This window comes from Photobacterium marinum, assembly GCF_000331515.1.
GTDB classification, from domain to species: Bacteria; Pseudomonadota; Gammaproteobacteria; order Enterobacterales; family Vibrionaceae; genus Photobacterium; species Photobacterium marinum.
Genome location: NZ_AMZO01000016.1, coordinates 1 through 13,105, shown reverse-complemented (window position 1 = coordinate 13,105; position 13,105 = coordinate 1). Strand labels below are relative to the sequence as shown.

General features: G+C 46.7%; 10 protein-coding genes. 6 read left to right on the top strand and 4 right to left on the bottom strand.

Going from position 1 to position 13,105, the window contains the following annotated elements:
- Positions 1-108: 108 nt before the first annotated feature.
- The 3 genes from C942_RS10180 to C942_RS10170 are packed head-to-tail and all read left to right on the top strand — an operon-like array spanning position 109 to position 2,442.
- Complete coding sequence (locus tag C942_RS10180; protein ID WP_007465346.1) at positions 109-459, top strand: PepSY domain-containing protein; 351 nt, start codon at positions 109-111, stop codon at positions 457-459.
- Positions 456-1,115, top strand: a complete 660-nt coding sequence (locus tag C942_RS10175) for a response regulator transcription factor (protein WP_007465344.1) — start codon at positions 456-458, stop codon at positions 1,113-1,115. The genes C942_RS10180 and C942_RS10175 overlap by 4 nt, the downstream gene beginning before the upstream one ends.
- On the top strand, positions 1,105-2,442 hold the full coding sequence (locus C942_RS10170) for an ATP-binding protein (protein ID WP_007465342.1): 1,338 nt from the start codon (positions 1,105-1,107) through the stop codon (positions 2,440-2,442). The genes C942_RS10175 and C942_RS10170 overlap by 11 nt, the downstream gene beginning before the upstream one ends.
- A gap of 49 nt (positions 2,443-2,491) precedes the next feature.
- On the opposite strand, the gene C942_RS10165 is transcribed toward C942_RS10170, so the two are convergent.
- On the bottom strand, positions 2,492-2,731 hold the full coding sequence (locus C942_RS10165) for a hypothetical protein (protein WP_007465340.1): 240 nt from the start codon (positions 2,729-2,731) through the stop codon (positions 2,492-2,494).
- Between the two features lie 261 nt (positions 2,732-2,992).
- Between C942_RS10165 and C942_RS10160 the strand changes: the two genes are divergently transcribed.
- The 3 genes from C942_RS10160 (at position 2,993) to C942_RS10150 (ending at position 6,633) form a co-directional block, all read left to right on the top strand.
- Complete coding sequence (locus tag C942_RS10160) at positions 2,993-4,639, top strand: ABC-ATPase domain-containing protein (RefSeq protein ID WP_007465339.1); 1,647 nt, start codon at positions 2,993-2,995, stop codon at positions 4,637-4,639.
- A 183-nt stretch (positions 4,640-4,822) separates the two neighbouring features.
- Complete coding sequence (locus tag C942_RS10155) at positions 4,823-5,764, top strand: lipase family alpha/beta hydrolase (protein WP_007465338.1); 942 nt, start codon at positions 4,823-4,825, stop codon at positions 5,762-5,764.
- A gap of 2 nt (positions 5,765-5,766) precedes the next feature.
- Positions 5,767-6,633, top strand: coding sequence for a lipase secretion chaperone (locus C942_RS10150; RefSeq protein WP_007465336.1), 867 nt, complete (start codon positions 5,767-5,769; stop codon positions 6,631-6,633).
- 107 nt (positions 6,634-6,740) lie between these two features.
- Here the strand turns inward: C942_RS10150 and C942_RS10145 are convergent, their stop codons facing one another.
- The 3 genes from C942_RS10145 to malQ form a co-directional block, all read right to left on the bottom strand.
- Positions 6,741-8,330 (bottom strand): methyl-accepting chemotaxis protein, encoded by a 1,590-nt coding sequence (locus C942_RS10145; protein ID WP_007465333.1) that lies wholly within the window; start codon positions 8,328-8,330, stop codon positions 6,741-6,743.
- 255 nt (positions 8,331-8,585) lie between these two features.
- Positions 8,586-10,733: a 1,4-alpha-glucan branching protein GlgB gene (gene glgB, locus C942_RS10140; protein WP_007465332.1), complete on the bottom strand. Its 2,148-nt coding sequence runs from the start codon at positions 10,731-10,733 to the stop codon at positions 8,586-8,588.
- Positions 10,734-10,786: 53 nt separating this feature from the next.
- Positions 10,787-12,970: a 4-alpha-glucanotransferase gene (gene malQ, locus C942_RS10135; protein WP_007465330.1), complete on the bottom strand. Its 2,184-nt coding sequence runs from the start codon at positions 12,968-12,970 to the stop codon at positions 10,787-10,789.
- Positions 12,971-13,105 lie beyond the last annotated feature (135 nt).

Genomic DNA, 13,105 nt, shown 5'->3' with positions numbered 1-13,105 from the left:
TGACGATCATACAGTTTTTTTAGTCAATAAGAAGTGAATTTTTCCTTGTAATATCTTTCTACCGGGCATTCATTTTACGTTCATAAAAGCCCGGATAAATTACTTAATATGAAGAGAAAATACCGTTATTCAGCACTAATTGGACTGGCAGGATTATTGGCTTTAGCAGCCAATGCTGCCCCTCCCCTTGAAATTGAAGAAGACCATGACGATGTCATGGAAGCCGTCGAGCAAGGTCTTATTCAACCATTTTCATCATTGCAGGCAAAAGTCAGCAAAGATATCGATGCCAGAATCATTAAAGTTGAACTCGACGAAGATGATGGCGTATGGATTTATGAGCTAAAACTCATCGATGCCAACAACAATATCGTTAAAGTCGAATATGAAGCGAAAACACTTTCCATCATCGAAATCAAAGGCCGCGGTCTGGAACATATTCTCAAGGTAACAAAATGAAAATTCTTGTTGTTGAAGACGAAATAACATTAGGCGAACAAATTGTCAGCGGCCTGGAACAAAGCGGCTGGGTCGCGGAACTTTCATGCGACGGTATCGATGCACTTTACAGAGCAACATCTGAACCGTGGGATGCCGTTGTACTGGATCTTGGTTTGCCAAAGCTTGATGGCCTGACTGTACTAAAAGGCATTCGAGATGAAAATGTTAGTTGTCCGGTAATCATTCTTAGTGCCAGAAACGAACTGACCCAAAGGGTTGAAGGCCTGAATGCCGGTGCTGATGATTACCTGACTAAACCTTTTCAAATGGTTGAGCTGGTTGCCCGCTTACGTGCACAAATACGTCGTTCTTCAGGTAATGCTTCACCAGTTATTCAGGCCAACGGAATAAGCTTGGATACAAGGACTTCAAAAGTACTTTATCAGGGACAGGCGGTTGATCTGACAGCTCTAGAGTTCAAAGTGCTTTCATACATGATGCATAACACCGACAAAGTTATTTCCCGTTCGGAACTGGTTGAGCACATCTATAAACAAGATTTTGACCGCGACTCCAATACCATTGAAGTTTTCATCGGTCGTATCCGTCGTAAAATCGGTAGCGATGTGATCAAAACAGTTCGCGGACTCGGATACAAAATCAATGCTGATTAGTACCCAAAGCAAATTTCTTCCTAGCTTGCGCAGCCGCCTCCTTATTGCAGCGGCTGTTTGGTTATTTGTTACCATTTTTGCAACAGGTTATCTGGTTCCCAGCTTCATCAAAAGCTACCTGGTCGATCAGGAAAAACAGCAACTCTATCTCTACCTGGATGAGCTAACGGCACAAGTTGATGTTGATATGCACGGGCGGCTTTCACGACCAGGCAGGCTGTCCAATCCCAGATTTCAGTCACCATACAGTGGCCTGTACTGGACACTTAGTGTCAATGGCACAGAGCTAAGATCCCGCTCGCTATGGGATACTCGAATAACAGGTGATGAAAGAAAAGGGTTTTCCGGCCCTAACGAACAGTCGCTTCTGGTAGTAAAAAGAAAGTTCCTGTTACCTGAAATTGATGAACCCGTAGAGCTGACCATTGCCGCTAACCTGGACAAACTGCATTCCACGCTGAAGCAACTCACCAACGGCTTGTGGATGATCCTGCTGATTATGGCCATCGGCATCCTAATCCTTACTTGGTTACAGGTAAGTTGGTCCCTCTGGCCGCTAAAAAAATTACAGAAAAACCTAAATCAGGTGCGCGAAGGTGGCTCGACGGAATTAACTGGATTTTATCCAGTTGAGATCAGGCCAGTAATAGATGACCTTAATGCGCTGCTTTTCCACTATCAGGAGCTGTTAGAACGAGCCAGAAACCACGCAGGTAACTTATCTCATGCACTGAAAACGCCAATTGCTGTGTTAAATAATGAAGTCGGATTACTGGATGAAAATACCCGTTCAAAACTAAATCCACCACTACAACAACTACAACAACACATCGACTATCATCTAGGCAGAGCTAGAATGGCGGGCGCAGTTAATATTCTGGCAGCTAAAACTGCCCCTGCAATACGGGTTGACGCGATATCTATGGCGATGGACAAAGTCTATGCTCATCGGGATGTTGTTCTGGTGAATGAGCTTGAAAGTGAACTAAATGTGGCAGTAGAAAAGCGAGACCTTGATGAGATCATCGGCAACCTAATTGAGAACAGCTATAAATGGGCAAACCGATTAATTCGGGTGCACCAGGCTGATATCAATGAACAGCAGGTTTCAATCATCATTGAAGACGATGGCCCGGGGATTGAAGAAACCATGTATGAATCGGTACTCAAGCGCGGAATCCGACTTGATGAAACGACACCAGGAACCGGCCTGGGACTGAATATTGTCAGTGAGCTTGCGCACAGCTATAGAGGTAAACTGACTTTAACCCGCAGCGACCTTGGTGGCCTTAAAGCGGAGTTAAGTCTTCCCATCCCCCGTAACTAACCCACTCTTTATTAAAGAAATGCAGCTGATTTAAGCTGCATTTTTTGTATCAGGTCGGCCAGAAAGTCAGGTTGGCGACTCGGGCAATCACCCCAAGAACAAAACAGGCAACGCCGGACCGATACCACTTGTATTCCACCACACTCATGCTGATCCGCCGATAAAACATCCGGATAACACCAAACCAGTCGGATGTACGCCTACCGTATTGAATAATTCCAGTGCTGATAAACATCATTCCTGAAACCAGGAAAATTATTTCAATAAATTTCATTGTTGCTTCCAGCATTCCTACCCCTTCGGTAATCCTTCGGAAATATAAATTCTTTATTCAACATAGCTCACAAGGAAAATTACTCCATTAGACAAAGGTGGAGCACCTCCCATTTGACATAGAAACGAAATGTCAGCTTGTATTCTCAGTGCCAATAATGATGAACGACTTAAGCATCTAAAGACAAAATATTAAATACAGATATGTATATCGATCACTATACCTTTCGTGTAGAATCCTGCCCCCGGAATTATCAACGAAGGATATCGAGGCGATATGCAATTACTCGAAGCCAAACTAAAAAAAATTGACCGTCATAACTACCGCAGCTATTCAAGTCTCCGCGGAGAATATCAATTCGTTGACTTCGACTTCTATATCGACACGACACAGGCCGATCCATATGCACCGGCATCACGAGTTCGCGCCCGCCGTCAATGGTCACTGACTGACCTTGAATGGCTGAAAGAGCAATCAGCTGATTACCAGCGTGCCGCCCGTGATTTTATTGCGCGTCAGTTTGCTGATCTTGCCCAGCAAATCAATGAAATCGAAATTGACCGTCCGGGTCAGACGATCCTTGACCGCACCGCTGTTGTTTTTGACGACAACGCAATTGAGCTTCGTTTCAGAATCAACCTACCGGCAGACGGCCGCACCATCATCGCGAAGAAAACACTGAACCTGCTGACTTTCGTGATGCCTAAAATCATTCGCCGTGCCACCATTGCTCGCGAGCTTCCGCTGGAAGAAATGAAACGTCATTGTGAAACGGTTGAAGATCAAGTGGCTATGCGTAGTCAGCTGGAAGAAAAAGGCCTGCTGGCATTTATCGCCGATGAAAGTATCCTGCCTCGCCTTGCCGGTAACAGTGATCTGCCAATGGCAGATGCCATTCCTTTCGTCAGCCCAGACAACCTTGCTGTTGAACTGGATTCACCGCACAAAGGTACTGTACGCGGTATGGGGATTCCGAAGGGGATAACTATGATTGTCGGTGGTGGCTTCCACGGTAAATCAACACTGCTGAATGCCATTGAAAACTCCGTCTATGATCACATTCCGGGCGACGGTCGCGAATATATCGTCACCAATGACACGGCTTCAAAGATCCGAGCTGAAGACGGTCGCTGCGTTCATAACGTAGACCTGACACCATACATCAGCAACCTGCCAATGGGCCGAGATACCAACGCTTTCAGTACCCAGAATGCATCGGGCTCTACCTCGCAAGCATCATGGCTACAGGAGTCACTTGAAGCCGGTGCACAGGCACTGCTGATCGATGAAGATACGTCAGCAACTAACTTCATGATCCGTGATGAGCGCATGCAGTCCCTGATTACAAAAAGTGATGAGCCGATCACTCCACTTGTGGACCGTATTTCGCTTCTTCGTGACCAGCTAAATGTTTCAGTGCTGCTGGTTATGGGTGGTTCGGGCGATTATCTGGATGTTGCAGACACAGTTATCCAGATGCACAACTACGAAGCCATCGACGTTACTGCAAAAGCACGTGAAGTTGTTGCTTCTCACCCTACCCGCCGTCAACTTGAAGGCAGTACGGAAATCAACCGACCACGTACTCGCAAGGTTAATCGCTCTGCCCTGCAGACTATGCTGGAAGACGGTAAATTCCGCATTCAGGTGAAAGACAAAACCTCGCTGCGTTTTGGTCGCGAATATATCGACTTACAGGCGCTTGAGCAGATTGCAGATGCCAGCCAGCTGCACTCTGTAGGTTGGCTGTGGTTCCAGTTGGCTCAGGGTAAAGGCTGGGAAAAAAATCCAAGCAAAGCATTTGCCCAAATGCTTCACGATAACTGGTTCCGCATGATGCCAAATTATGGCGACCTTGCTAAACCACGAGCTATCGAAGTAATGGCTGTACTGAACCGCATGCGTAAAGCTGAGTTCAAATAAAACAAGATACACTCAACTTAAAGCGCTCCTTCAAGGGGCGCTTTTTTTATATCTGTGACATAAAAGGCCTTAAATAACAAAGATTAAGTTATAGATCACAATTAGCTCATTTATTCAACGAGATACTATTTATATGACTATGATTGAATATGCTCATCGGTGGGCTATCAAGGAGAATATAAATTGAAACGTCTCATTCCTTTTATCGTCATCTGGCTATTTTCATTTGCCACTCAAGCAGGAACCAGTACAGACGGAATTAACCAACAAGGTTATACCGAAACTAAATATCCGATCGTACTTGTTCACGGTCTGTTTGGCTTCGATACACTGGCCGGAATGGATTACTTCTACGGTATTCCGCAAGCACTGACCAAAAGCGGTGCGAAGGTTTATGTCGCCCAAATTTCTGCTACCAACAGTACTGAAGTACGCGGCGAACAACTGCTTGCCCAAGTAGAGGAAGTACTGGCAGTCACCGGCGCTGAGAAAGTAAATCTAATTGGCCACAGTCATGGCGGCCCTACTACGCGCTATGTTGCTTCCGTTGCACCAGAACTGGTTGCTTCTGTAACCAGCATTGGCGGCGTAAACAAAGGCTCCTACATTGCCGACCTGACCCGCAATACAATTCCTGAAGGTTCGATCCCTGAAGGTATCGGAGTAAAACTGGCTGAAGGGCTGACAACACTGATCAACCTGCTTTCCGGTGGTAGTCACCTTCCACAAGATCCACTGGCGTCACTGGACGCACTAACAACAGTGGGCTTGATGGAATTTAACAAGAAATACCCTGAAGGTGTTCCTTCAACTTACTGCGGCGAAGGTGAGTACCTGGCTGATAACGGCGTGTACTACTACTCATGGACCGGCACCAGTAACTTTACCAACCTGTTGGATCCGACTGACGGTGCAATGGTGATTTTGGGGCTGGCTTTTGATGAACCCAACGACGGCCTTGTCGGTAAATGCAGCACCCACCTTGGCAAAGTGATCCGTGATGACTACAAGATGAACCATCTTGATGAAATTAACGGCATGCTAGGTGTCACCCACTTATTCGAGACTGCACCGACAACCGTGTATCGTCAGCACGCTAATCGTCTGCAACAACAAGGACTATAACAATGAAAAAGATCGCACTTGTGATTCTGGGACTAGTCGGCGCTGCAGGTGCGGTCTTTTACTTCCACACAGGCACCACCGATGAGCCTACTATTCAGGTTGCTTCACAACAGGATACAAAAATAGATAGCGAATCCTCCCGGGATACGTTTGATTACTTTCTTTCTGGTTTAGGTGAAGCGGATCTGGAAACCCTGAAGCAACACTTCGAAAGCTATAACAACCAGCAAACTGATGCATTTCAGCTAGATACTGAGCTGTTTGAAAAATTTATCCGCTATAAAACTGCTCTTCAAACACTTGAACCATCAACGTTCGATCAACTCAACCTTGACTCCTTAAGACAATTGAATGACCAATTAATAGCCATGCAGCAACGTTTTTTTACTCCGGAAGAAAGAGCATTGTTATTTGGTGAAGAAAACCAATTGCGAGAACTTGCACTAAAAAAGCTAGAACTCAAAAAGCTGGCAACGGATGAAGAAGATTTCCAAAACCAATGGCAACAGGAAATCGATCAATTGCCGCCGGATCTGCAGTCAAGTTATCGAAATGCTCAGTTACTACCGCAATTACAAACAACCAATAATCTGGATCCACAAGAACGTTTCCTGGCAAACCAGGAGCTAGTCGGTACAGAAGCGGCAGCCAGGCTTGAAAAGCTGGCCGGTGAACGTGAAGCATTCCAAAACAAAGTCAGCCAATATCTTGAAGAACGTGAAACCATCCAAAATGATGGCTGCCTTAATTATGAGGAACAGGAAAAAGCGATAGAAGACTTAAGAAACTCCACCTTCTCAGAAAAACATAAAAGGCGAATTCAGACGCTGGAATCAATTCATGACGAACAAGCAGGCAATAACAGTTAGCTAACACCTCCGATATTCCAGAGAATCACAGGTACAAAACAGACATAAAAAAACAGCGGATAAATCCGCTGTTTTTTTATTAATCACACCTTAGCTGAAGTGCAGTATTAGCCGCGTTTAAACTGCGCCATCAGGCGTTGTAATGCTTCCAGACGCTCTACCAGCATGCGGGTACTTTCAACCGACAAGTCACTGGTTTCAGATGTCTGGGAAGTAAGCTCGCCAATGTGCTCAACATTTCGGGCTATTTCACCACTCACTCCTGCTTGCTCTTCAACCGCAGAGGCAATCTGGTGGCTGCTGTCTGTCACCAAGTTAAGCATTTCGTTAATTTCAGTCAGACGCTCACCGGTTTCAATCGCCTGCTGACGACAATGTTCAGACTGCTCGCCACCACGTTCAACGGCTTCAACCGCTTGCTTCGCAGTCTCTTGCAGGCGGTTAATCATCTGATGAATTTCACCGGTCTGCGACTGGGTCTTCTGAGCCAGTGAACGAACCTCATCAGCAACAACGGCAAAGCCTCGGCCAGCTTCACCAGCACGAGCAGCTTCAATAGCCGCATTCAGTGCCAACAGGTTAGTCTGATCTGCAATCGAACCAATCACATCCAGAATACCTTCGATCTGACGGCTGCTTTCAGACAATTCATTGATCACTTGCTTGGAGTTATCCAGTTCGCTATGCAGCGAGTGAACTGACTCAATCGTACTTTCTACACTCGTCTGACCGTTTGCTGCCACTTGCTGAGCCTGAATAGTCAGCTCGGATGCCTGCGCGGCACTTTCAGCGACTTCTTTAACGGTTGAAGCCATCTGCCCCATTGCTACACCAACCTGCTCAGTCGCTTCAGCCTGTTGAGACAAATTGGTTTTGATTTGCTGCGTATTGGCAAATTCATCTTCTGCCGACAGCAAGATATCACCGGATGTCTCACTGGCACGACCAACAATAGCTCTCAGCTCTGCACGGCGCATACGCAATGCCAGTTCCACTTCTGAGTAATCATCTCTTTTACCGGTATAGATTGGTTCCATTACCGGGTTGTCATACGCTTTTCGTGCATACTCTTTTAATGTATTCAGGCGGGTGTGCATAATGCCACTGATCCCCAAACCAGCAAGCAACAACACAGGCACTAATACAGACAGCCATGTTGACACCATGGAACCAGTGCCAGCTAAGCCCTGAATAACAGAAAATAATAGTGCCAGAACAAGGATGCTGTTCATTAACGCACCCTGACGGAATCGAAATGTGCCAGTGCCTTTACCATTGTCCATGGTTTTATAGGCTTCAGTTGCACGCTCAACCTCATCTTTACTTGGCAGGCTTCGAACCGACTGATACTCAATAACCAGGCCTTTTTCATCAGTGATAGGGGTAACAAATGCCGAAACCCAGTAATAATCACCATTTTTACAACGGTTTTTAACCACCCCCATCCAGCTTTTCCCAGACTGGATGTATTGCCAAAGTTGCTTAAAGGCGGCTTTCGGCATATCACCATGGCGAACCATGTTATGAGGGTTGCCTACCAACTCATCTTCACTGTAACCAGCAACGTCACAAAAAGTCTGGTTTGCATATGTAATGATACTCTTCGGATCTGTCGTCGAAATCAAATCAACCGCGGCGGAGTAATCAACAGCCTTCCCTTCGCTGTTACCTGTGGCTGGGTTTACATTTCTTGTCATTATTATCTCAATTCTTTGTAGGTATTATTTCGGGTTGGATCGTGTCAACCACTAAAATGACGCAAGCTTTCAATGCCATTGTGACATTTGTTCCATTTTACCAAAATGATTTAGATTAAATCGACATAAATTATTGCAAGCGGAACAAAAGCACATTTCTGTGTCTGTCAGTTACAAACGGACTAATTCAACGGTGATATGTATAACAAAAAAAGCCCATGATTTATATCATGGGCTTTTTTCATATTGGTAAATTTATTTCTTGGAAAAAGAAAGGAATACTGTCGATAACGGCGGCAGATCAAGCTTAATTGAATGCGCCAGACCATGACTCGGCTTATCAGTCGATTTCACAGCCTGGGTAACAGGTGCCTGGCTACCCCAATATTTTCCATCATCTGTATTTAGCAACAGCTTATACTCACCTTCTTGCGGTACACCCAGGGTGTAGCCCTGACGAGGAACAGGAGTAAAGTTAGAGACAACCAGTACCTTATCGCCATTAAGAGCAAAGCGCTCATGAGCCAGAATGCTGTCATCAGCATCATCCTGAACACGCCATTCAAAGCCTTCAGGGCTGCAATCCTGTTCGTACAAAGCAGGCGCAGAGGTATATAACTTGTTCAGGTCCTTAACCAGCTTCTGCATACCGCTGTGTCTTGGATACTGTAACCAGTGCCATTCCAGCTGTCCTTCATGCGCCCATTCGGCACTCTGTGCAATTTCAGCACCCATGAAGTTCAGCTTCTTACCCGGCTGACCATACATGTAACCCATGTAAGCGCGAAGGTTAGCAGTTTGCTGCCACTCATCACCCGGCATTTTGTTCAGAAGAGAACCTTTGCCGTACACCACTTCGTCATGAGAAAGCGATAACACGTAGTTTTCACTGAATGCATACACAAGTGGGAAAGTAATAGTGTTGTGATGGTACTTACGATGTACAGGCTCTTCCTTAATATAAGAAAGGCTATCGTGCATCCAGCCCATATTCCATTTAAAGCCGAAGCCCAAGCCGCCCATATCAGTCGGTTTAGATACACCAGGGAACGCCGTAGATTCTTCAGCAATCGTCATTGCATTCGGGTAACGGCGATAAACTTCTTCGTTCATCCAACGCAGCAGGCTAACCGCATCGAAGTTAACGTTACCGCCTTCATGGTTAGGAATCCACTGATCATGCTCACGTGAGTAATCGAGATACAGCATTGATGCAACCGCATCAACACGCAGACCATCAATGTGGTAATGCTCGAACCAAAACAGAGCATTAGAAACAAGGAAACGACGAACATGATCACGACCATAGTCGTAGATGTAGCTCTGCCAATCCTGATGCCAGCCACGACGCGGATCCGGATCGTTAAACAATGCGGTACCGTCGAAATTCGCCAGACCATGATCATCTGACGGGAAGTGAGCCGGAACCCAGTCCAAAACAACACCGATACCCGCTTGGTGGCACTGGTCGACAAAGTACTTGAAGTCATCCGGTGAACCGTAACGGCTGGTTGGAGCGAACAGGCCGATTGGCTGGTATCCCCATGAGCCATAGAACGGATGCTCAGAAATAGGCATCAACTCAACATGGGTGTACCCCATCTCGCTCAGATACGGAATCAACTCATCAGCCAATTCACGGTAATTAAGGAAGTCACCGTTTTCCTTTGTACGCCATGAACCTGCATGCAGCTCATAGAATGACAACGCTTCCTGATGTTTAGCGGTAACCGGACGGCCCTGCCATTTTTCATCATTCCAGCGGTATTTCTCCTGATTATAAACCTTAGAAGCAAACGACGGATACTGCTCTGAGTGGTAACCCCACGGGTCAGCTTTATGCGGTAATCCATGGCCTGCTGCATCTTTCAGTTCGAACTTATACAGTTCGTCATCATCCAGGCCAGGGACAAACAGTCCCCACAAACCGTTATCCAGCTTCTGCAGCGGGTGGCGACGACCATCCCACGCATTGAAGTGACCAACAACACTAACTGCCGAGGCGTTTGGCGCGAAAATTAAGAAACGAACACCTGAAACAGGATTGTTGCCCCTGTTAAGCGTGATCAATTGCGCCCCCATCTCACTGTGCATCTGAGATGGATCATTCAAGGCATCGCCTGATGGTAGCAGGTTGTGGAACTGGTACGGGTCGTAGAGTGTTTGTTCGCCATGTGGCCAGCGAACGATAAGTTGATAAAGTGCAGTGGTAAAATCCGTATCACCTTCTAGTACAAAGCCACTCTCGGCTTCGCGGTTAAGCGTGAAACGCTCTCCTTTTTCAGTTAATGCTTCAACAGACTCAGCCCCAGGCATCCACACGCGAAGTGCAATGTCCTGAGACTGATATTGAGGCCCTAAATATGAAAACGGGTCCGAAAATGCAGCTCTTTCGAGCTGCATGTATTCCTTATCACTGCGGGTCACTGTAGGTGTGTCCAACGCATTACTCCTGATTATTGTTTTTGTGAAGCTTTCTCTCGTGTTTCAGTTAAACGTCTAGTTAAATCAATAATGTTTTGACGTGTAAAGATATCGTCTAACGTCGTTGAGAGCTTACGACGCCAGTTTGGATATTCATCGACGGTGCCAGGAATGTTTACCGGCTTATCCATTTCCAGCCAGTCTTCCAACTGCAGACTCAGCAATGCACTTGAACCGGAAGCAAGGTGTAACTGCATACCTTCGCTCAGATAACTGTCCATCGGTACATATGCAGCATCACGACCAACACCTTCAGGAAGATAACCATGCCAAGCCAGACTATCAAGGATTTTCTGCTTGCTTTCAGCACGGCCATCAAACAGGCCTGCCAGTTGCTCCTGATCAGGGTACAGACCAAGCTCTTCGCCCATTTTCAGATCATCACAGTGCCAGAAGCCTCGCAAGGTCGGCATATCGTGGGTACATAGTGCCGACATTGACTGATCCGGGTAGTGAGTCGGTGAATAGAAACCACCGTCTTCCGCTGTTTCAAAGAAGAATACTTTGTAAGAGTGAATACCTGCGGTAGCCAACTTATCAACGATTTCATCAGGCACTGTACCAAGGTCTTCACCGATAACAGTACAGTTGTGACGATGACTTTCCAGAGCAAGAATCGACATCATGTCTTCTACTGGATAGTACATGTACGCGCCATCTTTAGCACCTTCACCCTTAGGAATCCACCATAGGCGTAGCAGGCCAAGAACATGGTCAATACGCAGTGCACCACAATTACGCATGTTAGCGCGAAGCAGCTGAATATACGGATCATAAGCCGTTTCCTGAAGCACTTGCGGGTTCAGTGGTGGCAAGCCCCAGTTCTGGCCTAGTGGACCCAGGATATCTGGTGGCGCGCCAACGCTGACGTCCTGACACAGTGCACCGTGGTCAGCCCAGGTTTCAGCACCAGAATCACAGACACCAACGGCAAGGTCGCGGTAAAGACCCATTACCATGCCTTTTTCATCTGCCAATTCATGTACTTCTGCAAGCTGAGTATCAGCCAGCCACTGAAGGTACATAAATAGCTGAACTTTCTTGTAGTTTTTCTTAATGAACGTCTGAACAGCAGAATTGTCGAAGTGGCGGTACTCTTCAGGGAATACAGGCCAGCCCCATACAGAATCATCTTCTTTCTTCAGTTCGGCATGCAACGCATCAAAAGCTGCCTGGTGAAGCAGGCTTTCACCGCCATCTTCAACAAACTGAAGGAATTTCTGAGCACGTGCTGTCTTCTGATCAAGGTGACGTTCACAGAATGTTTCGAACAGCAAAGGCAGTACTGCCATCTTCAGGCAAGATACTTCGCTGTAGTTAACCCAGTTTGAATTGCGGGCCTCCGCAAGTCGCTGCTGGAATTCCTGGCTGCCTACCAACTGCTGTGCCTCATCACACTGTGCAAACTCGCAAACAGAACTTACATCAATGTACATAAGGTTCAGCCAGCGTCGTGAAGACGGGCTGTAAGGGCTCGCGCCTTCTGGGTTAGCCGGGAACAGAGAATGAATCGGGTTAAGACCGACAAAATCACCACCGCGGGCAGCAACATCGGCAACCAGTTGTTTCAGGTCACCGAAGTCACCGATACCCCAGTTATGATTGGTACGAATTGAATACAGCTGAACGCTGGTACCCCATACTTTCTTGCCTTCCAGCAGTTCATTCTGCTTGTAGCAAGATTGAGGAGTCACGATCAGGGTCATTTCAAAAGGAGATTTACGACGCTTACGGAACACTTGCAACTTGTGGTAACCCCAAGGCAGATCATCCGGTAGTGCAAATACCAGTGCACCACCTTCTGCACGCTCATCTTTGATCAGCTGCGACTGTAACCAGCCTTCCATCACCTCGCCCTGCTCGGTTTCAAGATGCCAGCTAAAATCACTGATGCGTGCACTCTGGCCAAGGTTCATGGCAATGTGCATCGGCTCACCAGTGCGCACTACCTGTACCGGTGCCAGTACGTCCGGGCGATGTTTTTTAGTTGCTGATTCCAGCAATGTTTCATCGCTCTTTGTGTCATAGCCAAGGGCTGCAAGCAGACGACGCAGCGTCTCATCACTTACCTTAGCTTCATCTCCCCAAGCACTGACATAGCTATCTGCAAGACCTACCATGTCAGCAACTTGCTTTAATACTTGATCGTTTTTCATCGTTCTCTCCGATAGCGGCCTCGCGGCCGCTACGATGTTAGGGTTTTGCTGATATCAATTCAGACTTTTAATTCACCAAATGGGGTGTGAATTAACGCTTCACAGCTTCTAGTTTCCAGATGTTATTGGCGTAGT

Excerpts from the sequence above, each read along its gene's own strand:
- C942_RS10180 (WP_007465346.1), top strand. The coding sequence starts at position 109 with ATGAAGAGAAAATACCGTTATTCAGCACTAATTGGACTGGCAGGATTA.
- C942_RS10175 (WP_007465344.1), top strand. The coding sequence starts at position 456 with ATGAAAATTCTTGTTGTTGAAGACGAAATAACATTAGGCGAACAAATT.
- C942_RS10170 (WP_007465342.1), top strand. The coding sequence starts at position 1,105 with ATGCTGATTAGTACCCAAAGCAAATTTCTTCCTAGCTTGCGCAGCCGC.
- C942_RS10165 (WP_007465340.1), bottom strand. The coding sequence starts at position 2,731 with ATGCTGGAAGCAACAATGAAATTTATTGAAATAATTTTCCTGGTTTCA.
- C942_RS10160 (WP_007465339.1), top strand. The coding sequence starts at position 2,993 with ATGCAATTACTCGAAGCCAAACTAAAAAAAATTGACCGTCATAACTAC.
- C942_RS10150 (WP_007465336.1), top strand. The coding sequence starts at position 5,767 with ATGAAAAAGATCGCACTTGTGATTCTGGGACTAGTCGGCGCTGCAGGT.
- C942_RS10145 (WP_007465333.1), bottom strand. The coding sequence starts at position 8,330 with ATGACAAGAAATGTAAACCCAGCCACAGGTAACAGCGAAGGGAAGGCT.
- glgB (WP_007465332.1), bottom strand. The coding sequence starts at position 10,733 with ATGCAGCTCGAAAGAGCTGCATTTTCGGACCCGTTTTCATATTTAGGG.
- malQ (WP_007465330.1), bottom strand. The coding sequence starts at position 12,970 with ATGAAAAACGATCAAGTATTAAAGCAAGTTGCTGACATGGTAGGTCTT.